This is a genomic window from Dermatophilaceae bacterium Sec6.4 (assembly GCA_039636865.1).
In the GTDB taxonomy this organism is placed as follows: Bacteria; Actinomycetota; Actinomycetes; order Actinomycetales; family Dermatophilaceae; genus Allobranchiibius.
This window is the reverse complement of the sequence record CP144172.1, coordinates 830,812-851,292: the sequence shown is the minus strand read 5'-3', so window position 1 is coordinate 851,292 and position 20,481 is coordinate 830,812. Positions and strand designations below refer to the sequence as shown.

Here is a 20,481-nt window from a genome sequence, read left to right as displayed (position 1 = left end):
AAGACGCTCCGGAACGGGCGTCGGTCACTTGGTGTCCTTGGCGTCTGCCTCTTCATCATCGACGACTTCGGCGTCAACGACATCGTCGTCGGCGGACTTCGCGTCCCCGGTGGGGGTGGCGCCACCCGTGGCATCTGCCTCGGCCGGGTTCTCCTGGCTTGCGGCGTACATCGCGGCCCCCATCTTCTGGGACACCTCCGACACCTTGGCAGTCTTGGCCGTGATGTCGTCTGCGGTCGCGTACTCGTCCTTGAGCGCAGACTTGAGGTCGTTGTTGGCCTCAGTGACCTCGGTCTTGGTGTCCGCCGGGATCTTGTCGTCGTTGTCGGCAAGGAACTTCTCGGTGGAGTAGACGAGCCCCTCAGCCGTGTTGCGGGCTTCGGTCTCCTCGCGGCGCTTGGCGTCCTCGGCTGCGTGCTCCTCGGCCTCCTTGACCATCCGCTCGATGTCTTCCTTCGGCAGCGCGGAGCCACCGGAGATCGTCATCGACTGCTCCTTGTTGGTACCCCGGTCCTTGGCCGACACGTGCACGATGCCGTTGGCGTCGATGTCGAAGGTGACCTCGATCTGCGGCACGCCGCGCGGGGCGGGAGCCAGACCGGAGAGTTCGAAGTTGCCGAGCGGCTTGTTGGCCTTCGCGATCTCGCGCTCACCCTGGTAGACCTGGATCTCCACCGAAGGCTGGTTGTCCTCAGCGGTGCTGAAGACCTCCGAACGCTTGGTCGGGATCGCGGTGTTGCGCTCGATGAGCTTGGTGAACAGCCCACCCTTGGTCTCGATACCCAGGCTCAACGGCGTGACGTCGATCAGCAGGACATCCTTGCGCTCGCCCTTCAACACACCGGCCTGCAAGGCCGCGCCGACCGCGACGACCTCGTCGGGGTTGACGGTCTTGTTGGGCTCCTTGCCACCGGTCAGTTCCTTCACCACCGCGGCGACGGACGGCATACGGGTCGAACCGCCGACCATGACGACGTGGTCGATGTCGGCGATCTTGACGCCGGCGTCCTTGATCACGTTCTGGAAAGGCGTCTTGGTGCGCTCCAGGAGGTCCTTGGTCATCTGCTCGAACTGCGCACGGGTGATGGTCTCGTCCAGGTGGATCGGACCGTTCTCGCCCATGCTCAGGTACTGCAGGGAGACGTTGCTGCTCGTGGAGGAGGACAGTTCCTTTTTCGCCTGCTCCGCACCGTCACGCAGACGCTGCATGGCGATCTTGTCCTTGGCCAGGTCGACACCGGTCGTGTTCTTGACCGTGGTCAGCAGGTGCTCGACGATGCGCTGGTCCCAGTCATCGCCACCGAGCTTGTTGTCACCGCTGGTCGCGCGGACCTGGATGGTGGAGAAACCGTCCTCGGGGTCCTTGCCGACCTCCAGCAGGGACACGTCGAAGGTGCCGCCACCGAGGTCGAAGACCAGGATGAGCTCGTCTTCCTTGCCCTTGTCCAAGCCGTACGCGAGTGCGGCGGCAGTGGGCTCGTTGACGATCCGCAGCACGTTGAGGCCCGCGATCTCACCGGCCTCTTTGGTGGCCTGACGCTCGGCGTCGTCGAAGTACGCCGGCACGGTGATGACCGCGTCAGTGACGTCCTCGCCGAGGTAGGCCTCTGCGTCGCGCTTCAACTTCTGCAGGATGCGCGCCGAGATCTCCTGGGGCGTGTACTTCTTGCCGTCGATCTCCTGCGACCAGTCGGTGCCCATGTGGCGCTTGACGGATCGGATGGTCCGGTCGACGTTGGTGACGGCCTGGCGCTTGGCGATCTCGCCCACCAGCACGTCACCGTTCTTGGCGAACGCGACGACGGACGGCGTCGTACGGCCGCCCTCTGCGTTGGCGATGATTTCCGGGTCGTTGCCCTCCAGGACGGCGACCGCGGAGTTGGTGGTGCCGAGGTCGATGCCTACCGCACGTGCCATGGGTGATGCTCCTTCGTTCTAGGTGCGCCGCTCGCTGTGGGCGTCGCGTTCGTTGTATTCGCCGAGTCGTTTCGGACCCGATGGGCCTTCTGCTGCTGGCCGCAACCCTTGTTTGGAGCGCCCTGTCGGGTACTGCCTACTCAGGTTGACTGATCTAGACTCAACTCTCTTTCGCCCCGGTTTGTCAAACTGGTGCTCATCGAAGTTGCGCTCACTAGGCTCAACCTCGGTTGGGGGCAGGTTGTTCCCGACACTCGCGCATCGTTGCGAGTGGAGCCCTACGACGGGTCTGACACGTCGATCACGATGGGGGTGTCCGGTCGAGTTCGCCAATATTTGATCGACAAAGATCTTTAGAGGAATCTCTGCGGCAACAATGATGACTTCAGATGCCCAAGAAGTGCCGTCATTCGAGGATTGAGAACAAATGAAGCAAGGACGTCAGGCTTGAGTCGATGACATGGTCGTCGAGGTCGGCCTGTCTGATCCCATGGTTAAAAACGCTACTCAGAAACCCGTTGAGATCATCTCGGTGCGTGCGCGGACGTTCTGGGTTGCCGGCGTGGACGTCAACATTGGGCCCGACCGGAAAGGCCCACCGACGCCACCAGCCCCCATCCGTTGAGTTGAATCGGCAACGAACGCTGGACACCTCGGGGCACTGAGACTCACGTCCTCACCGAGGACCAGGCATCCTCACGGATGTTGCGACGTGCTTCACCTCCAGCTCCCTACCCTGCTCACTGAGGAACCCGCTGCTAAACGATCGGTGACCGGAAGGAGAGCCGCGCGGTCGCCGTAGTCAGTCGTCGAACCTGACGGACGCCCTCAGAGTGCCGGGGTCGAAGTCTCGGGTTTCACATCACGAGCCGGAGCCAGCGCAGGTTGGGGTAGTGCCGTAGAAGCAGGCCATCCAGGCCGAATCGGCGCCCGGGGGCAGTGATGATGAAGAGGACTCCGAGGATGAGCAGGAGGTAGTTCTGCCCGATCGAGTCGGCTCCCCCGCCGGCTGCCGCTAGGAGATTCGCCAGTGCCGATAGGGCGGCTACGAGACCTCCGATCCTGGTGAGCAGGCCCAGAAGCAGGGAAATACCGGCGGCAGCTTCCCCGAGAAAGATGATCCACGCCCAGAAGCTCGCATTGTCGTAGATGGTGGTCGCGACAAAATGTCCGATCCGTGGGTAGAGCGAGTGGGCGGCGAATCCCGTCGGGCCGCTGATACGGGCTTTCAGGAAGGCTCCGGATAGGAAATAGCTACCTACCTTGGAATCTGCGCCGAAGAAGGCGCCGTTTACCCAGGGCCATGAGGTCAGGATGCGCAGGGCGACCAGCGCGACGACCGCGCCCACGGGTCCGTTGCGGACAACGTTGCGTGCCCGGCGCTCAGGGGTGCCGTTACCTGCGGTCGTAGCGCCTGCCTTGAGATGAGTCATCTACGTGCTCCTTATTCGCAGAGCTGGGTTCGTCATCCCCAGATCACCGTGTGAATGCCTGGGCCCACCCACACCAGGATGATCGCGAGGACCCCGAAAACCAGTCCGGCCACCAGGGGGCTGATGCTGACCTCAGATCGTCGTACCTGCGACCACGCGGCCACCCCCGCAAGAACCGCCAGTACCCCGAGCCCAAACCCGACCCAAGTGCTGGAAAACAGGGCTATCGGAGCGAGCAGCCCGGCTCCTAAAGTCAGTAGAGCCAGGCGCGGCTGACCGGTGAATTCATCGCCATCGCGATCTGGGACGAGCTCTTCGATATGGGTGTCTGTCATCGCTGTGTTCTTTTCAATCCGACCCAGATCAGCAACGATTGGGAGATCACGTCAGAAGGGAGGTCACCGGACTGAGGCACCAGGTGAGGGCATGAGAGCTGTGATGGGAACATTGGAACCTGCGTAACGGTGGTGTTGCCGTTGTGTGGGCGCGGAGTGACTACCCCTGCGGTGCGGCGGCGGACGGCCGGACCATTCCCGAACTGGCTGATCTGATCAGCACTTTCAACGCTACACCCCACTGCGAGCCGTCGACGATGAAGTCCGAGCGTTCTGCGGGCAGCTCAGCTGCAACCCCACCCACCGAAACGTCGTGCCACTCGGCACCTTCGTCGGTCGGCCGATCCCACCGCTGATACCGCCCCGGGCCGACCCGCACGAAGCGGGTCAAGAACCTGACTGATCATCCGTTACCGATCCCAACCCGTCGCCGACGGGCGAGCGAAGTCGTCCAGACACACGACCGTGGACACGAAACCATCATGGACTGTGCGGTCACCATCCGGCGTCAACCATGCCAACACCCGGTCCGTGAAGCGCGCTGCACAGTCAATGACAAGTACCCCGCTTGTCGATCGGTGATGGGAACACGGGATCGGCCCACGGATCGTCAGCGTTCTTCGTCTGCTGCCTGGGGCGAGCTGGCTACTGCTTGCTGGTCTGCCTTTCTGGCGACGATGGTGAAGGTGCACGGAACCTGTTCACGCTCCGCTCCCGGCCAGCTGAATCGTTCACCCTCAGCACTCACCATGCGAGGGGAGAACTGCCACGGCAGGGTGCGTCCCTCATCCAGCCTTTCGATGACCAGGCCAGCGCTCAGCAATGAGCCGACAATTTCGGATAGTGGGTGGATCCATTCGTACGTGCGGTCATGATCGACCGTGCCCGTACCGACATACGTTGAGTTGTCCTGGAAAGTTTGGGCTCGCTCCGACGCGAAGTACCGGTTCGTCATCCGCAGGTCCGGAGCTTTTTCATCCAACGCGTACATCACGGGGTGAGCGTCGCGAATGAAGAAGACACCACCCGGCTTCAGCAGGGCACTGATGTGACCGGCCCACCTGCCCAGGTCAGCCAGCCAGCAGATGGTCCCGATACTGGTGTAGACCACGTCGAACTCGTCGTCGATGAGTGCGCTGGCTTCCAGCACATCCCCCTGAACCCACTTGATGTCCGTGCCGGTGGCTGCGGCCAACCGGCGGGCGGCCGCAAGAGATGCGGAAGAAAAGTCCAGACCGGTCACCTTCGCGCCGCACCGGGCCAAAGAGATTGTGTCGGTACCAATGTGGCATTGCAGATGCATCACGTCCGCGCCCGCCAGGCCACCACGGTGCAGGTGCTCACGGAGCACGGGTAGGTCGTCGGCGACGACCGTCGAGATGTACCCCTTGTCCTGTACATAACGATCAACGCCGTAATCGACCTCGTGCAGCGCAGCACGATCATCCCAGTTTTCCCGGTTCGTCTCCCGCGCCGACTCCCAACTGATGTCGACCTCAGAAGAATTACCCATGACCGAGACAATATCGAGCACGACCGAACCCACATGCCCCGTGCAGACGTTGTCGAATCCGGTCCCTGGGGGGGTCGCGCTGTCATCAGCAGACGGGACGCCGTGTTGGGAGGCGGCGATAGGTTGGGTCGATGGCATCTACTGAATGGTCGGGACGCTGCCGTCCCGATGTGACTGAAGTTGAGATCGTCGGTGGCCTCGAGAAGAGGGCGTTGGTCATCTCGGACCCCGACCCTTCATGGCTACCAAGATTTGCTGAGCACGAGAACCGGGTCCGCATCGCTCTCGGTGCTACGGCGCGCAAAATAGAGCACATTGGGTCGACGTCGGTCCCAGGCCTGGCTGCCAAGCCGATCATCGACATTCTCGTGCTCGTTGATGACATCACGGCAGAGGAGTACTACCTCGAACCCCTCCTGAGTGCTGGCTATCAGCTTCGGGTGCGCGAACCTGGGCACCGGTTGGTTCGGACACCCACGTTGGACGTGCACATTCACATCCTCGAATCAGGCGACGTTGCCGGGTCTGACTACTTACTGTTCCGGGACCACCTCCGCCGAGACAGCGCAGACCGCGTGCTCTATGAGCGCACCAAACGGGAACTGATTCGCTGCGACTGGGCCGACATGAACGCCTACGCGGACGCGAAGACGGCGGTAATCACGCAGATCAAACAACGCGCCCGAGGGTGACCCCGTCCGCGGTCCACATACCCGCGCAGCCGACCGGGTTGCCGATCGTCCTACGGTCGAACGCGGGCAGTCCACACGGTAGCCACTGACTTTCGGCTCTACGCTTCGGCCATGCCGGAGAACCAAGATGGCTCGTATCGCGACCGGATGGATTCGGCTGTTCGGAGCAATCGAGGACGGCGCTTGTCGATCTGCGCGATCAACCTCGTCGTAACTTTCTTTGGGCCGGTGGTGGTGCGGCGATTTTTCCACAATTCCACCGCGGCCAACATCGTCTGGCTCGCACTGGTGATCATCGGTCTGTGCGTCCTGGTCCCGATGAGCTGTCGATGGTTTCGAGGTCTGGCCAGCGTCACAGACCCGTATCTGGACCGCGACAAGAGCCCGAGATAGGCCGCAGCGGCCCACCCTGTTCCTGTCAGCGCACTGAAAAGCCCCAGCATGTCGCGGTCTGCCCTGGGACGAACCGGGCCAGGTGAAGCTGCCCTCCCTGACGGGCCAGCGAGGCCGTCCAGGTCAGCGATCCCGTTACGGCGCAGATCGGATTCAGTTTGTTCGATGAAGACATGTGGACGACTTCTGAAACAGTGGCTCGCGTGGGTGATGTCGAAGCACGTCTGACGGGTGGGATGTTGACCGATGGTGTCGTCCGGGTGGGGAATACCGTGCGGCGTCCCATGGGTGACCATTCGGATCTGGTCCACACCGTGTTGAGGCACTTGGAGCAGGTCGGCTTTACCGGTGCACCTAGATTCCTTGGTGTCGATGAGCAGGGCCGGGAGATGCTGACCTTCGTTGAGGGTGAAGTTGCGGGTCAACCGTGGCCGCAGTGGGTGGCTGACGACGACCGCGCGGCATCCGTCGCACGGTTGCTGCGCGCCCTCGACGATGCGATGCGACCTCTTGGTCTGCCGGCGGGGACCTCACAACCGGTCTCTTGGCCGGGTGTGCCGGATCGGCCCGGACCACCGCCGTCGTTTCTGGGGCATCGTGACGTGGCGCCGGAAAACGTTGTCTTCCGTGCGGGTCGGGCTGTGAGTTTGATTGATTTTGACCTGGTGCGGGCATCGTCCACGGTCGATGAAGTCACTAACTTATTGGTGTGGTGGGGCGGTTGGGCGCCGCCAGCAGATCGGGAGGACGCGATACGCGACCTGGATCCAGCGAGTCGGGGCCGCCTGCTCGTAGACGCGTACGGCTTGGACGATCAGCTGCGTCAATGGGTGGTGCCGGTCGCGATCTCGACGGCGCAGCGGACCTGGTACTCGATGGAGAACCGTGCCCGCACGCAGGGCGGTGGGTGGGCAACAATGTGGAGCGACGGGATCGGGGACCGGATCCACCGCAGAGAGCAGTGGCTGCGGGATAACGAGCACCTGCTCATCCGCGCGATCACCACTTGACCTGCTTGAGCGACGATGCCAGCGAGGTGATGTTGACGCTGCGGCGGCCGCCTGGAATGACCGACGAGCAGTGCACCCAAGAGCCTGGTCAGCGGCAAAGGGGTACGCGTTGTCGTTGAACTGGCTCAGATACTGAATGCCGACTCGCGAAGGAGCGGGACGCCAGTGGCGGCGTCAAGTTGTGCTGCGACGTCGACGTCCACCGGCAGGTCCCCAATCCAGTCGAACACGGAAGTCTTCCTGGCCGAAGTAGTCCATCACCAGCAATCTAGGGCGCGCGTATCTGCACAGCCGCCGGCCTCGGTCAGCATCACATCTCGACCGCCAAACGTGAGCCCGAAGCGGTACGACGAACGGTCAGGGATCGTGTCCCGGTGAACCGGCGAGTGATTGCTACGGACCAGCCCGGGACGGCCCCGAGGGATGGTCCCAGAATGCCAGCTACCCCGCGTGCGGATCAGCATCCAGCGATGTTGCCGGCTGGCGGAGACACTGTTGTTGTGGATGGTGATGCGCTGACCGTTGAGGTTCGTTCGGCATACGACGCGTTGGCGCAGGAGTACGCCTCTCGCTTTGCCGGTACTGAGCCGGAGCAGGCGGTGGACCTGGCGATGATCGACCATTTCATCTCGCTGCTGGTCGGGGACGGGCCCGAGGTGTTGGACGCCGGGTGCGGCAACGGTCGCATTTCGCAGTATCTGGCGGACCGGGGATGCGTGGTCCGTGGCGTGGATCTGTCGCCGGGGATGATCGCGATGGCTCATCGTGATCACCCGGACATCGCCACCCAGGTTGCCTCGATCATTCACCTGCCCTCTCCTGACGACCGCTTAGATGGGGTCGTCTACTGGTACTCGATCATTCACGTGGCCGATTCGGACCTGCCCGCCGTGTTTGAAGAGGCTCGTCGAGTGCTGCGACCCAGCGGAGTCATGCTGGTCGCATTCCAAGCAGGCGAGGGAGTCTCAGACGTCGGTGCCGGGTTTCGCAAGCTTGGTTATGACGGGAGCCTCACTCGCTTCAACCGCACTGCGGAGCAGGTCTGGGGTCAGCTAACTCTGGCCGGCTTCTGCGAAGAGGCACGCCTCGTGCGCCGACCCATCACTGAAAAGAACGACCAGACGTTCCAAATCGTCCGCACGAGCCCACCTCGCCAAGACATCCGATAAGCCGACACCGGTGCTCTTGATCGTTGGCCGCATCTGAGGGGTCCTGGCAAGACTCGTCGCGGGCCTGGTCCACCCGGACACCGTGGGCGTGCAGGATGTCCGTTAGCCGTGCGACTCCGTCGTCATGTGCCCATTGCTCCGCGTTGAGTCCGGCTGATCGGGCACCCGCGATGTTCTTTGACTGGTCGTCGAGGAACAGCAGTTGGTCCGGCACGAGGCCCAGGTCGGTGACGACGTGTTTGAAGAAGGCTCGCGAGGGCTTCGCAATGCCGATGTCACACGAGAAGTACAACCCGTCGAGGATCTGGTCGTACGCAGTGTTCTGACGCATGCCCGCAGCCCGGTAGGAGTCCTGATTGGTGGCGAGATAACACGCAGTTCCCGCTGCTCGCACCAGGGACACGACCTCCAGACTTGGCGCTAGCAGATCGAAAGTGGACCACACGGAAAGGATGTCCTCGACGTGATCGCCCAGGCCGAGTTGGTGAACCGTTGCGCGGATTCGGTCCTCGTCGATTGCAGCGCCGATCAACGTGTCAGGGAATTGCGCAACGACCTGGACCGCCAGGTCCCAGGAGCAGTCAGGCGTGTATTGGAGGACGCCGTCGGCATCCCAGAGGACGGCTCTCACAGACATGGTGAAGATTGTGTGCCTCCCTGGCCGGTGGTTCGGGAATAGGTTCCGCGCGACCCTAGGTCGATCGATGTGACCTCGGTGCGATCAGCGACACCGCATCTGCCCATCATCAAACGATGGAGTTCCCCCGTCGCTCGTCCGCCCTGTTTCAGAATCGGCTTGTGGACGAGATGCCAACTGGTTGAATACACTTCCTTACACGTAGTAAGGAGGGGATCATGGCGTCTGCAACAGTCACCAGCAAGGGTCAGATCACGATACCGGCCGACGTGCGGGCTCGGCTCGGTCTACGGCCTGGATCACGGCTTGCCTTCGTGGCCACTGCGGATGGGTACGAGATTCACCCGCAGGCGGCGTCGATCAGGGATCTCAAGGGCAGCGTGCCGATGCCGCACCGGCCAGTCAGCATCGACGAGATGAACGAGGCCATCGCTACGGCTGCTAGTACGGATAGTCAGTGATCGGGCTCGACACCAATGTTGTCGTCCGGTATCTGGTGCAAGACGATCCGGACCAATCGGCCGCGGCGTCCGCATTGATTGAGGGGCTGACCGAGACCGAACCCGGCTATCTGAGTCTGGTGACCGTCGTTGAGCTGTATTGGGTGTTGCGACGCGCCTACATGGTGAGCGTCGACCGTTGCGCCGAACTGGTGGGAGGTCTCCTGGACGCGCGGGAACTTCGAGTTGACCAAGACGACGTGGTGCGAGCTGCGCTGGGCGCTAGCCCTGATGGGTTGGACTTCGCGGATGCGGTTGTTGCCGAGCTCGGCCGCGCCGCAGGGTGCAACTACACAGTGACCTTCGACCGGCGGGCAGCGCGAGGCGGCGCCATGCAACTTCTCAAGGCCCAGCCGACCGACTCGTGAGGGTGCAGCGGTAGTTGATCCCGCTTCGGAATGGTCGACGATGCCAGGATGGCTCAGTGTTGACCGACCTCGAAGTGCCACGACTGCTGGATGCGCCATTGTTGCTGCGTGCTTTCGCCGACGCGGACGCTGCGCTGGTGGCTGAAGCCGGCACTGATCCCTTGATACCGCTGATCACCACGGTGCCAACCGGTCCCGCCGCGATAGCCGCGGTGCAGGCCTTCATTGAGCGACAGCGAGATCGAGCCAAGAGCGGACAGGGGTACTCCTTTGTCATCGCCGACGCCGGGACAGACCTCGGTATGGGGCAGATTGGGGTGTGGCCGCATCACCAAGGACGAGCCAGTGTCGGCTACTGGGTTGCGGCTTCTGCTCGTCGTCGAGGGATTGCTCACCACGCGCTGCAGATGGTGTCGACTTGGGCCCTGACCTTGCCGGATGTGCACCGGTTGGAACTGTATGTGGAACCGTGGAACGAAGGCTCCTGGCGTGCCGCAGAACGAGCTGGCTTTGCCCGTGAAGGCCTCCTACGAAGTTGGCAGCCCGTCGGTGGTCAGCGTTGTGACATGTACATGTACTCACGACTGCGGACCGACCCCGCCCCTGAGCACAAAACAGCCGACGGTCGATGACCAATCACCAATCACCAGTCAGCGATCCTCCTGCGGTGCGTAGCGTCACGGCATGCTGGAACTGGTGAGCCCGGCCCGCGACCGGCACGAGGAGTGGCTGGAGTCGCATCGTGAGTGGGGGCCAGGCCTGCACGAGGACGGTTTTGCAGTGCAGGCTGGTGATGATCTGGAGAGCGCAGCGGTATTTGGCGGGTGGGTCGAATGGTTGCGTTCAGGGCCAGAAACGTTCTGGTGGATTGTTGAAGGCGACGCGGTCTTGGGCGGTATTGCCCTGCGTCCCTACGGAGAGGTCGGGCACCGTGTGATCGGGCATATCGGGTACGGCATCCGCCCTTCCGCGCGTGGACGAGGCGTTGCTACTTGGGCTCTGACGCAGGTCCTGGATCGGGCCCGTGACGCTGCGATGCCAGGGTGTGGGTTGGTCTGTCGTGACGACAACCTCGGGTCGATCACAACGATTGAACGCTGCGGTGGTGTCCTCCAACATGCCCTGGAAGACGATCACGGGCTCGCGCGCCACTACTGGGTCGCTTTGTGAATGGCACACACCGCCCGCCAAATCGTCGCCAGTCAGCGATCCCGTTACGGCGATCGTAAGCCGGCCGTGACAGTCGCTCATGGGTGCGCCGATCTGTCGCCGCATGCCGTTCATTAACTGAGATGGGTGAGACGGGCCGGTCTGGCGGGGGGGGTGGTGAAGTGGTCGCGGTCGAGCAGGTTGATGTGGTCCCCAACGAGCCGGCAGGGCCGCTCGATATCGGCGTCGTTGACGGAGGTAGCCGTCCCGAGTTGATCAGGGGCCCGTTGGTGCGGTCCCTTACGGGCGAGTTTGGTCAGAATTCGCGCTTTTGTAATGCGGCGAAACTTGTCCGCGCTAACACGATGCCGATCAGCAGGAGGACTACAGCTACCGCGATCAACACGATCCTCATCGTCCCGGCGCCTTGGGCGCCCAGGACTGCGGCCACGACCGCGCAGATGAGGAAGAAGATCGCGGCGAAACGCTTGATGGGGCCGAATCGTCCACCGAACTGACTATTTGCTGCCATGACCCGCCCGCTCTTCCTGGTAACAATGGTGTAGCGCTGCAAGAGTTGATCCGGTCCCTGGTTCTGGGACTGGTGAACCCTTGGTGACGTCAATGTATCGGTGTGCGCAACGCACTGCCCGTGTTTCTCTTTGGTGGTATTCGTGTGCCGGTGACCACCGAAGCGCGATACTCGATTTGGAAGCACTGTCGAAACGGGGGAAATTCGTGTGACTGACACCGCAGAGCGTTCCGGGCGAGCTACCAACCCGATTTCTGTGCAGGGGTTGTGCAAGGCGTACGGCGGCAAGAACGTGGTGGACGGGGTCGACCTGGAGGTACGCGCCGGTGAGGTATTCGGCTTCCTGGGTCCCAACGGGGCCGGCAAGACAACGACGGTCGACATCCTGACAGGATGTCGACCGCGCACCTCCGGCCAGGTCAGCGTGCTGGGCGTGGACCCCGCCAAAGACGCCCGCAAATGGCGGGCGCGCCTCGGTGTCGTACCCCAATCCACCGGCATCTTCTTCGAGGTCACCGTCGGGGAGTTGCTGCGGCAGTTCGCGTCGTTCTACCGGGACCCGCTGCCGGTGGATGAAGTGATCGAGATGGTCGGGCTCACCGCTAAGGCCGGAGAGAAGACACAGAACCTGTCCGGTGGTCAGCAGCGGCGGCTCGATGTGGCGATCGGGGTGATCGGCGATCCGGAGCTGTTGTTCCTGGACGAGCCGACCACCGGCCTAGACCCCGAAGCGCGCCGGGAGGCGTGGGAGCTGGTGCGGTATTTCGGTGACCGTGGCACGACGACGGTCTTGACTACCCACTACCTGGATGAGGTGGAAGCCCTCGCACAGCGTGCCGCCATCATCGTGAAGGGACGCATCGTGGAGGTGGGGAGCATTGCGGAACTGACTGACCGGGGCAGTCGTGAGGCGCACGTGGCGTTCACCCTTCCTGAGCCGCTACGCCGTGTCCCGCTGCCACACCTGCGGGGCCATGATGCTGTCCGGCCTGACCGCGAGGGTCGGGTGCGCATTCCTACCAAGGAACCCTCGCAGGTCGCGTTCGCGATGTTGTCGTGGGCCCGCGAGCATCATGTGCGGGAGCTTGCGGGATTCCGCGTCGTCCAACCGACGTTGGAAGACACCTACCTCGCGCTCGTGCGCGATCAGGACGAGCACACGAGCACCGAAGGTGAGTGACATGTCTCCAGCGCACACACCGCGTGCGACCCACGGGCCGGGGTTGCCCACGCGGAAATCGCACGCGAAGCCGGGGCACCTGTTGCCCGCGGTGGTGGCACTGTCTGGTATCGAGTTGCGGACCTTCTTCCGTGACAAACGGTCGCTGGTCTTTGTGTTGGCGTTTCCCGTCATGCTTCTGGTCATCTTCGGGGCCATCTTCAACGGCACCATCAGCGGTGGTGGAAAGACGATCCCTGAGAAGCAGTTGTTCATGGCGGGCATCATCGCGGCGGGTGTCCTCAGCTGCGCGTTCCAGGGGTTAGCCATCAACGTGGTCTCGGAACGGGAGTCGGGCCTCATTCGGCGGCTCGCGAGTTCGCCCATGCCCAAGGCCGCCTACTTCATCGCGAAAGTGGTGCGAGTTCTGGTCACCACAGTCATCGAGGTCGCGATCCTGATAGCTATCTCAGTGCTGGCCTACGGCCTGCCCCTGCCCCGCTCGGCCAACGGGTGGTTGACACTGGTGTGGGTGGTGCTACTCGGCGCGGCAGCGTGCGCGCTGATGGGCCTGGCCTACACCGCCATCATCCCGTCTCAGAACGCCGCGGCCGCCGTAGTCACGCCGGTGTTCATCGCCCTGCAGTTCATCTCTGGAGTGTTCTTCCCCCTTAGCCTGCTGCCCTCCTGGATGCTGACGCTCGGCGCGATCTTCCCGTTGCGGTGGATGGCACAAGGTCTGCGCTCGGTTTTCCTGCCACCCCAGCTGGTCATGGCGGAACCGGTCCACAGTTGGGAACTGCACCGAGCGGCCATCATTTTGCTGTTGTGGGCACTGGGCGGACTAGTGGTCGTCGCGCGCACCTTCAAATGGCGTGGCCCACGCGTTAAGTAAAGCTCAACCCCGACCGCGCTACCTGCATCCAGTGGAATCCCGTGGTTCTTCGGCCTAGGTCAGCACGTCCGCCACATGTGATGAACGTCGAGCCTTCAGACGTCCCGTTCACCGATCGGTGAACGGGACGGGCGCCCGGCTGAAGCTGATCACTTCGGGTGGGTCTGGGGTAGCTCGCCTGGATGGTCATCGGATGGCTTCTTATTCCTCCCACTGCCGGCACTTCAGTTTGTGCTTGACGTGCAGATTTCCGGCGATGAGATCACCGAACACGGCTCGTGGTGGAGAACAACCTGTGCACCTTGTCGGTGTGTACCCGGGTTGGTGTCCCGGCTCCAGCCGGCGAACGACACGATGTCCGCCTCAGTGATGGTGCGGCCCTGCGTATGGAAGACCTGCCCGCGGAAGAAGTCCTCGAAGAACCAGTCGGTCGGTGATCGAAGACTTGGTGTCATGCACTGAGCATCGCGGGGTGGCTGGCGTGTTACCCGCCGCCCGCAAGAGGGGATAGTCGCGTGGTGGGTATGTCGACGAGGCCCACAAAAGGTGCGCAGTGGATCAGTCCGGGCGGGGCTGCTGACGATTCTGCTTGATCTCGGAGCGCTCACGCTTTGCCTCCAGCCGGCGACGGTGCGAGCCGCGGGTGCGACGGGTTGGACGGCGGGTCGGCGAGGGCGCGACGGCGTCGCGAAGCAGTATGGCGAGACGCTCCCTTGCCGCGGTTCGATTGCGTCGCTGGGAGCGGTGCTCGGCGGCGCTGATCGTGAGCACCGTGCCGGACAGCCGGGTAACGAGTCGCTCGAGCGCGAGTTCCCGCTGAGCCTCGGTCAGCGCTGTCGTGGTTGCGATGTCGAACCTGAGTTGCACGCGTGAGTCTGCAGTGTTGACGCCTTGGCCACCAGGTCCGGACGCGTGCGAGAACTGCTCGAGAAGCTCGCCGGCTGGAATGGTCAATCCCCGGGGTGCACCCGGTCCCGGTGGTATCTGCAGGTCGTCCACATCGGCCAGTCTGACGGACAACGGCGACGTGGTCGCGTTCCTCAGCGAGTGAGCTCACGAACTCCTCCGGGTCCAACGACGGCCGGACCTTCCAAGTTTCACGCAGCCCTTGTGCAGCAGTTCCTGCACGCGTGGGCTGGTACTTCTGGTGGATGACCTCATGAGCTCATGCTCTGCCGCTTTGATGATCGCCTGCTCGGCACGCAAATCAGTGTTGCAAATCAGCCCGGTCAGCGATCCGCGATCGGTACTGCAGTTCCAGTTGGCTGTCTCATGTCGAGTTGCGGACGTTTGTATAGGAGGAACGACTCATCGCGTCTGGACTGTGCCGTGCTCTGGCGTGAATGCTGGACCGGTGATCTTTTAGCGGGGCTAGGTCGGAGTAGGCGGTTCGACCCTGGGCCAGTACTCATTCACGGTCTTGGTGAGCACGTCCCCGCGCAGCAGTCCCCGCATGCGACGACCGAGGTGGTGGGAGCTCGACGAGGTAAAATCGTCGCTGAAGTTGACCGACATTGATGAGCTAACCACGGCACCGGCTGCGTAGGTCAGGGTGAATTGAGTGGGTCCGATTAGTGCCAGGCCCGTGCGGTCGATAGCCGATCGGAGCGCCGTGACCCCGTCTGAGCTGGTTTCCTCCGGATGGATGTCCTCGTGGCCGAGCACGTTCGACGTGATCAATTCCCAATTGGGGTTGAAGATGACCTGGCCGCGACGCTTCGGGTCTTGGTGCAACCACAGGTCAACGATCAAGTTTGTTGTTGTCAAGAGGTCGTGAACGCGCCATTCCAAGAGTGGGTGAGCGCTCATGAGCGCTGGCACCTGCTGCGCCAGATCCTTACGGTTCACAGCTTTAGTCAACGGCATGACACGCGAGTCGGTAAAGCGCATCCGGTTCGGCAATTTCGGGGTAGGTCATCAAGAGCCCCCCGGGTCAACTCGAACAGGCATGTCGTAAGCGGTGACGAGACGAACGATCGCGGCGGCGACCGGCGGATGACGTCCTCCGTCCGGTGGGGGGGGTGTGCCATACGGAGCAGCCCAAAACTCGTCGCTGATGAGGGATTCCGTTACGGCGATGGCCTGACGGACGCGATAGGCGCTTACGTCGGCGCCGATCTGTCGCCGCATGCAGCTCGTTTATTGGTGCGTGGCCTAGGGGTCACGAGTTCGCGTTGCGTCGTCGCTCTAGTGCGGCGCTATCGGGTCTGGTGGCTCGTTGTGAGGAGCCGGAACACGGAGTAGCTCATCGAGATAGCGTCCCCGGTCAGTGATCGCTGACCGGGGAACGGTCGGATGCGGACACACCCAGCGGCCCATTGGGGAGCCTATGAACGTGGAGATACAACGTGGGTTAGTTGAGCTGCGGTTTGCGAAACTGGCATGGGAAGGTGCTCATATGCGGATGCAGAGCTTTGACGGCGTCACCGTCAGCGGCCACGTCTTGGACTCAGCGGGACACCCCGTGGCCGACTGTCCGGTGGGAATCGAAGCCTTGACGCCCAATATTGGTCTCTGGGAACTCGATGCCAGCAGCAACAGCGACGGCTACTGGAGTCGTCCCGTGCCCTCGAACGCATCGTATGAGTTCCAAGCCAGCTACCGGGGAAGCAACGACAAACATCAGGCGGCTACCCGCGTTGATGTTGGGGCCACCGACGTGGACGGCGTGGACATCATCCTGCCTGGTGCCGACCAAGCATGGGCACTGCTGCATGAACTGGTGAAACAAGGCCTGCGGGAGGCCAATATTCTGCACCATCCCCCGCAGACCTCTGAGCAACTCCAGGCCGTCGCGGGAACGGTCACCACCTCACTGATGGTTGGTGGTGCCAGCCCACAAGGGCTGTACGAATCCCCGTTCGAGTCGCCGTGGGTCGATGAGCCAGAAGTACTGCGCGACTAGCGGGATTCGCTGCCCCTGACCTGGTGGATTCTTGCGAAGACAACCCTTAGATCCAGTTAAAGGCATGACCAGAAGTCGCGGGTCTCAGATGGGAACCGCTGGTGGTTCAAAGCTGGTCGACTGCGGACCCACCAACCGGCATTCCGGTGAAGTAGACGCATGTGCGGCCCGCACGTTGGATCGATCGAGCTGCGGCTTCAGGGACCGTCGTGGGAAAGTTCACTCGTGCGCACGCAAGGCGTCGGCGACGTCAGGGTCACTGGCCGGGTCTTGGACTCGGCCGGGCATCCCGTGGCTCATTGCCCCATCGGAGCAATAGCCCTCACCCCCGACATCGGCTTGTGGGATCGGGGTATTGCAACAACCAGCGACGGCCACTGGGGTGATGATGTCCCTCCGAACGCCGCGTACGAGTTTCGAGCCGGCTACCGGGGCAGCAACGGCAAGCATCAGGCGGTCACCAGAGTCGATGTGGGCACCGAAGACCTCGAGGGTGTGGACATCATCCTGCCCGGCATCGAACAGGCATGGGGATTACTGAACGAGCTAGTCACCGAAGGCCTGCAAGAGGCAAATGTCCTGCAGCATCCCCCACAAACAAGTGAAGAGCTCCAGGCTGTGGCGGAAACCATCACCACCCGATTGATCGTTGGCGGTGCCAAACCGCGGGGTCTGCGCGAGTCCTCGAGCTAACCGCCCGGACCCCGAACAGACCGCGCAGCTACCACCGCCCAAGCACCGACCTCCGGCGACGTCCATCCAACTTCCCAGCGCGTGAGGTCGTCTCGGTAGACGATCGACGATCGGGACGGCCGACCGACTCTCAGCGGGTAGGAACAGAGTTTCCTCGGCCGTCACGAGCTACTTGCCCAGGAACGTCACCAGATGGTGAATGAACGCGTCGGGCTGGGTGGCGTGCACGAGGTGACCAGCGTCGATAGTCACCATCTGACCATTCGGAAGGAGGCGGACGAGGTCGTCTATCCGCTCTTGCGGAATGGGGCTGCGATGACCGCCGGCCACAACGAGGGATGGAGTTGGGATCGCAGCGATCACATCGGCCCACCCAGGGTCGAAGTTATCGATCTCTGGGCGTACCTGCTCGACAACGCCCCAGTCGAACAGCAGAACGCCAGCGGGCTTCGGCGGAGGATCGGCTGAGCGGGGATGCAGCAGGCCAACGTCTTCGAGCACAAGGCGGCGCACCAACTCCGGACGAGCGGCGGCGACCTGGCAGGCAACCAGCCCGCCCAAGGAATGGCCGACAAGGTCAACAGCACCACCGGTTAGCCCCCAGTCCAGTAGGTGCGTCACATCGTCTGCCATCAGCCCGATTGAGTACGTCCCTGGCCAGTCGCTGGGGCCATGACCTCTCAAGTTGACCGCATACACGGCACGCGACCGGCACAGCGTCGACGCCACAAGGTCCCAATCCTCGGCCGTCTCGGCGGTGGCGGGCAGCAACACCAACGGCACGCAGTCAGACGATTCTTCGGCGGCCCACAGCCGGACCGCAAGGGTGACGCCTCCGACATCTACGGACAGGTTTGTTGGCTCTTCACAAACGAGGGTGTAGGTAGGTCTGGCGCGTCGTTGGCGGGGTGAGGGTCGAGGCCTCCCGATGATGGGAGTTCTCACACGCCCCATCTGGAAGACCTCGACGTGCCTGACGCTACCTTCGCGACTCCTGATCTGACCACGTTCGCTCGCCTGGATGAGCTCGGTCTGACCGTCTTCGGTCAACGATTAGAACCCGGGCGGGCGGTGCTCGCGTGCCGGGTACTCGAGCCAGATGACTGGTGTCACCGGTGCGGCTGCCAGGGTCTGGCTCGCGACACCGTGATCCGGACGCTGGCCCACGAACCGCTGGGGTGGCGACCGACGACGCTGCTGGTGAGCGTGCGCCGATACCGATGCGCTGAGTGCGGGCACGTGTGGCGCCAGGACACGACGCCCGCTGCGCAGCCGCGGGCGAAGCTCTCCCAGCGCGCGTTGGGGTGGGCGCTGGAAGCGATCGTGTGCCAACACCTGACCGTTGCACGCGTCGCGGAAAGCCTTGGCGTGTCGTGGAACACCGCGAACGACGCGGTCCTGGCCGAGGGGCAGCGGGTGCTGATCGGGGACCCGTGCCGGTTCGATGGCGTAAGCGCGATCGGTGTCGATGAACACGTCTGGCGCCACACCAGGCGCGGGGAGAAGTACGTGACGGTGATCATCGACCTGACACCGGTGCGGGCCGGGACCGGCCCGTCGCGGTTGTTGGATATGGTGCCTGGCCGGTCCAAGCAGGCATTCAAGGCATGGCTCGCTGCCCGCCCGCAGGCCTGGCGCGACGGTGTGGAAATCGTGGCGATGGACGGGTTCACCGGTTTTAAGACCGCTGCGGTTGAGGAACTCCCCGACGCGGTCGCGGTCATGGACCCGTTCCACGTCGTGCGCCTCGTGGGCGATGCATTGGACCTGTGCCGGCGCCGTACCCAACTGGTCACCTGCGGGCACCGCGGCCACAAAGGCGACCCGTCGTACGCCGCCCGGCGCACGTTGCACACCGGCGCGGACCTGCTCACCGATAAGCAAGCCGCACGACTGGACACCTTGTTCGCTGAGGATGTTCACATTGATGTCGAGCTGACCTGGGGCATCTATCAACGCGTGATCGAGGCCTACCGCGACCCCGACAAGGCCCGCGGGAAACGAGCCATGATCGCGGTCATCGAGTCCCTCAGCCAGGGTGTGCCCGCCGCGCTCACCGAGATCGCCACGTTCGGGCGGACCCTCAAGAAGAGGGCAGCCGATGTCCTGGCCTACTTTGACCGCCCTGGCACCAGCAACGGACCCAGTGAGGCCATCAACGGCCGCCTGGAACACCTCCGCGGTTCCGCCCTCGGGTTCCGCAACCTGACCAACTACATCACCAGATCTCTACTTGAATCCGGCGGATTCAGACCCTACCTACACCCTCGTTTGTGAAGAGCCGGCTTGTTGGCATCCGCTCACGTTCGCCCATTCAGGTCTGGATGTCACCCCCGCTTCGCTCCCGGCAGAATGCCTAGCCCTCACGGCCCGCCAACCTGTTCCGGTCACCGATCGGTGAACGGTGACGACTGGCCCGCCATTCACAATTCACGCAGTCTGCCGCCGACGGAATGGTCATTCGTCCGACGTGGTGATTTCCCTGGCGAACCCGGTATCAGCATCAATCACCGACAGGAAGGTGCGAATTCGTCATTAATGGCCTTCTACGTCTGAGGACCATGGCTGATCATCGCCCAAAGTCGTGCTGAAGCCGTAATCCTGGTGCGGGCCGCTGGGTTAGGTGTAGTCATACGTTGGCCGGAGCTCGGGTAGGCGGTGTACCTGGAATTGATGGTCGTCAACAGTCACGATCAGGTCCAGTTCGCCGTGTCGATCGTTCTTAACCGCCATGGCCCCAAGTGGAGCACAGAACGCATTCTGGCCGCCCTTTGTTCGCCCGTTCCAGTGAACGATTGGCCATCGGGACGGGATCCCTCGCGGGCGTGTTCGCCGAACACCCGCGGGGAGTTTTGGCTTCGGCGGCCGTTGCTGGTGGGGGAATAGCCAGCGTGCGTTCTTAGTGGCCCGCGACAGTGAAACCTGTGAGTCGTGCATGCAGCTGCTCCACTACCTGAACCCTGCCCCAGTCGTCGTACTCATCGGTGAGGCGTCCAGCAAGTTCAACATCACGCCCTTCAAGTAACAAGTCATGACATGTGCTGCAGACCATGGCCGGCGAGGCCAGGGCGAAGTGGTCAATTCCCCGCGAGCCCTCGAGCGACGCCACGTACGCGACCGGCTCTGCGCCACACCACCAGCACTCCACATGCGGCACATTCAACGCGTCGTGCTCCATACC

Annotated in this window: 23 protein-coding genes; 13 read left to right on the top strand and 10 right to left on the bottom strand. The window is 62.9% G+C overall.

The window, feature by feature from the left end:
* Nucleotides 1-24: 24 nt before the first annotated feature.
* From dnaK to V3G39_04155, 5 genes are all read right to left on the bottom strand, one after another.
* Nucleotides 25-1,917, bottom strand: coding sequence for a molecular chaperone DnaK (gene dnaK / locus V3G39_04175; GenBank protein XAS77252.1), 1,893 nt, complete (start codon nt 1,915-1,917; stop codon nt 25-27).
* An 857-nt stretch (nt 1,918-2,774) separates the two neighbouring features.
* Nucleotides 2,775-3,350 (bottom strand): TQO small subunit DoxD, encoded by a 576-nt coding sequence (locus tag V3G39_04170; GenBank protein XAS77251.1) that lies wholly within the window; start codon nt 3,348-3,350, stop codon nt 2,775-2,777.
* Between the two features lie 32 nt (nt 3,351-3,382).
* Nucleotides 3,383-3,685 (bottom strand): hypothetical protein, encoded by a 303-nt coding sequence (locus V3G39_04165; protein XAS77250.1) that lies wholly within the window; start codon nt 3,683-3,685, stop codon nt 3,383-3,385.
* A gap of 160 nt (nt 3,686-3,845) precedes the next feature.
* Complete coding sequence (locus V3G39_04160; protein XAS77249.1) at nt 3,846-4,076, bottom strand: hypothetical protein; 231 nt, start codon at nt 4,074-4,076, stop codon at nt 3,846-3,848.
* Between the two features lie 219 nt (nt 4,077-4,295).
* Entirely contained in the window at nt 4,296-5,198 is a 903-nt protein-coding gene (locus V3G39_04155; GenBank protein ID XAS77248.1) for a class I SAM-dependent methyltransferase, read from the bottom strand.
* Nucleotides 5,199-5,368: 170 nt separating this feature from the next.
* Here V3G39_04155 and V3G39_04150 point away from each other — a divergent pair, with 170 nt between their 5' ends.
* The 4 genes from V3G39_04150 to V3G39_04135 all read left to right on the top strand — a co-directional run bounded on the left by V3G39_04150 (nt 5,369) and on the right by V3G39_04135 (nt 8,462).
* Nucleotides 5,369-5,890, top strand: a complete 522-nt coding sequence (locus tag V3G39_04150) for a GrpB family protein (protein XAS77247.1) — start codon at nt 5,369-5,371, stop codon at nt 5,888-5,890.
* A gap of 111 nt (nt 5,891-6,001) precedes the next feature.
* Nucleotides 6,002-6,283: a hypothetical protein gene (locus V3G39_04145; protein ID XAS77246.1), complete on the top strand. Its 282-nt coding sequence runs from the start codon at nt 6,002-6,004 to the stop codon at nt 6,281-6,283.
* A gap of 203 nt (nt 6,284-6,486) precedes the next feature.
* A complete protein-coding gene (locus V3G39_04140; protein XAS77245.1) occupies nt 6,487-7,293 on the top strand; it encodes a phosphotransferase in 807 nt (268 codons plus the stop codon).
* 470 nt (nt 7,294-7,763) lie between these two features.
* Nucleotides 7,764-8,462, top strand: a complete 699-nt coding sequence (locus tag V3G39_04135) for a methyltransferase domain-containing protein (protein XAS77244.1) — start codon at nt 7,764-7,766, stop codon at nt 8,460-8,462.
* Here the strand turns inward: V3G39_04135 and V3G39_04130 are convergent.
* Complete coding sequence (locus V3G39_04130; GenBank protein XAS77243.1) at nt 8,395-9,099, bottom strand: HAD-IA family hydrolase; 705 nt, start codon at nt 9,097-9,099, stop codon at nt 8,395-8,397. The two genes, V3G39_04135 and V3G39_04130, sit on opposite strands and share 68 nt — an antisense overlap.
* A gap of 218 nt (nt 9,100-9,317) precedes the next feature.
* On the opposite strand from V3G39_04130, the gene V3G39_04125 reads away from it, so the two are divergent.
* Genes V3G39_04125 through V3G39_04110 form a run of 4 tightly spaced genes read left to right on the top strand, consistent with a single transcriptional unit; the run spans nt 9,318 to nt 11,137 of the window.
* Nucleotides 9,318-9,560 (top strand): AbrB/MazE/SpoVT family DNA-binding domain-containing protein, encoded by a 243-nt coding sequence (locus tag V3G39_04125; protein ID XAS77242.1) that lies wholly within the window; start codon nt 9,318-9,320, stop codon nt 9,558-9,560.
* On the top strand, nt 9,557-9,967 hold the full coding sequence (locus V3G39_04120) for a type II toxin-antitoxin system VapC family toxin (protein ID XAS77241.1): 411 nt from the start codon (nt 9,557-9,559) through the stop codon (nt 9,965-9,967). The genes V3G39_04125 and V3G39_04120 overlap by 4 nt, the downstream gene beginning before the upstream one ends.
* A 56-nt stretch (nt 9,968-10,023) precedes the next feature.
* Entirely contained in the window at nt 10,024-10,599 is a 576-nt protein-coding gene (locus V3G39_04115) for a GNAT family protein (protein ID XAS77240.1), read from the top strand.
* 52 nt (nt 10,600-10,651) lie between these two features.
* Entirely contained in the window at nt 10,652-11,137 is a 486-nt protein-coding gene (locus V3G39_04110) for a GNAT family N-acetyltransferase (protein ID XAS77239.1), read from the top strand.
* 295 nt (nt 11,138-11,432) lie between these two features.
* On the opposite strand, the gene V3G39_04105 is transcribed toward V3G39_04110, so the two are convergent.
* A complete protein-coding gene (locus V3G39_04105; GenBank protein ID XAS77238.1) occupies nt 11,433-11,648 on the bottom strand; it encodes a hypothetical protein in 216 nt (71 codons plus the stop codon).
* A 208-nt stretch (nt 11,649-11,856) separates the two neighbouring features.
* Between V3G39_04105 and V3G39_04100 the strand changes: the two genes are divergently transcribed.
* Together V3G39_04100 and V3G39_04095 are read left to right on the top strand one after the other, a co-directional pair.
* Nucleotides 11,857-12,828 carry an ABC transporter ATP-binding protein gene (locus V3G39_04100; protein ID XAS77237.1) on the top strand — a complete coding sequence of 324 codons (972 nt, stop codon included), beginning with the start codon at nt 11,857-11,859 and terminating at the stop codon, nt 12,826-12,828.
* 1 nt (nt 12,829) lies between these two features.
* Complete coding sequence (locus tag V3G39_04095; protein XAS77236.1) at nt 12,830-13,702, top strand: ABC transporter permease; 873 nt, start codon at nt 12,830-12,832, stop codon at nt 13,700-13,702.
* 558 nt (nt 13,703-14,260) lie between these two features.
* On the opposite strand, the gene arfB is transcribed toward V3G39_04095, so the two are convergent.
* Nucleotides 14,261-14,701: an alternative ribosome rescue aminoacyl-tRNA hydrolase ArfB gene (arfB, locus tag V3G39_04090; GenBank protein ID XAS77235.1), complete on the bottom strand. Its 441-nt coding sequence runs from the start codon at nt 14,699-14,701 to the stop codon at nt 14,261-14,263.
* Between the two features lie 372 nt (nt 14,702-15,073).
* Nucleotides 15,074-15,511, bottom strand: coding sequence for a hypothetical protein (locus tag V3G39_04085; protein ID XAS77234.1), 438 nt, complete (start codon nt 15,509-15,511; stop codon nt 15,074-15,076).
* A gap of 589 nt (nt 15,512-16,100) precedes the next feature.
* Here V3G39_04085 and V3G39_04080 point away from each other — a divergent pair.
* Nucleotides 16,101-16,607 (top strand): carboxypeptidase-like regulatory domain-containing protein, encoded by a 507-nt coding sequence (locus V3G39_04080; protein ID XAS77233.1) that lies wholly within the window; start codon nt 16,101-16,103, stop codon nt 16,605-16,607.
* Between the two features lie 225 nt (nt 16,608-16,832).
* Nucleotides 16,833-17,300: a hypothetical protein gene (locus V3G39_04075; protein ID XAS77232.1), complete on the top strand. Its 468-nt coding sequence runs from the start codon at nt 16,833-16,835 to the stop codon at nt 17,298-17,300.
* A 168-nt stretch (nt 17,301-17,468) separates the two neighbouring features.
* Here the strand turns inward: V3G39_04075 and V3G39_04070 are convergent, their stop codons facing one another.
* The gene (locus V3G39_04070) at nt 17,469-18,083 is read right to left on the bottom strand and encodes an alpha/beta hydrolase (protein ID XAS77231.1); all 615 of its coding nucleotides are present in this window, start codon (nt 18,081-18,083) and stop codon (nt 17,469-17,471) included.
* Nucleotides 18,084-18,269: 186 nt separating this feature from the next.
* On the opposite strand from V3G39_04070, the gene V3G39_04065 reads away from it, so the two are divergent.
* Nucleotides 18,270-19,577 (top strand): ISL3 family transposase, encoded by a 1,308-nt coding sequence (locus V3G39_04065; protein XAS77230.1) that lies wholly within the window; start codon nt 18,270-18,272, stop codon nt 19,575-19,577.
* Nucleotides 19,578-20,481: the final 904 nt, after the last annotated feature.

Excerpts from the sequence above, each read along its gene's own strand:
- dnaK (XAS77252.1), bottom strand. The coding sequence starts at position 1,917 with ATGGCACGTGCGGTAGGCATCGACCTCGGCACCACCAACTCCGCGGTC.
- V3G39_04170 (XAS77251.1), bottom strand. The coding sequence starts at position 3,350 with ATGACTCATCTCAAGGCAGGCGCTACGACCGCAGGTAACGGCACCCCT.
- V3G39_04165 (XAS77250.1), bottom strand. The coding sequence starts at position 3,685 with ATGACAGACACCCATATCGAAGAGCTCGTCCCAGATCGCGATGGCGAT.
- V3G39_04155 (XAS77248.1), bottom strand. The coding sequence starts at position 5,198 with ATGGGTAATTCTTCTGAGGTCGACATCAGTTGGGAGTCGGCGCGGGAG.
- V3G39_04145 (XAS77246.1), top strand. The coding sequence starts at position 6,002 with ATGCCGGAGAACCAAGATGGCTCGTATCGCGACCGGATGGATTCGGCT.
- V3G39_04135 (XAS77244.1), top strand. The coding sequence starts at position 7,764 with ATGTTGCCGGCTGGCGGAGACACTGTTGTTGTGGATGGTGATGCGCTG.
- V3G39_04130 (XAS77243.1), bottom strand. The coding sequence starts at position 9,099 with ATGTCTGTGAGAGCCGTCCTCTGGGATGCCGACGGCGTCCTCCAATAC.
- V3G39_04125 (XAS77242.1), top strand. The coding sequence starts at position 9,318 with ATGGCGTCTGCAACAGTCACCAGCAAGGGTCAGATCACGATACCGGCC.
- V3G39_04110 (XAS77239.1), top strand. The coding sequence starts at position 10,652 with ATGCTGGAACTGGTGAGCCCGGCCCGCGACCGGCACGAGGAGTGGCTG.
- V3G39_04105 (XAS77238.1), bottom strand. The coding sequence starts at position 11,648 with ATGGCAGCAAATAGTCAGTTCGGTGGACGATTCGGCCCCATCAAGCGT.
- V3G39_04095 (XAS77236.1), top strand. The coding sequence starts at position 12,830 with ATGTCTCCAGCGCACACACCGCGTGCGACCCACGGGCCGGGGTTGCCC.
- V3G39_04085 (XAS77234.1), bottom strand. The coding sequence starts at position 15,511 with ATGAGCGCTCACCCACTCTTGGAATGGCGCGTTCACGACCTCTTGACA.
- V3G39_04080 (XAS77233.1), top strand. The coding sequence starts at position 16,101 with ATGCGGATGCAGAGCTTTGACGGCGTCACCGTCAGCGGCCACGTCTTG.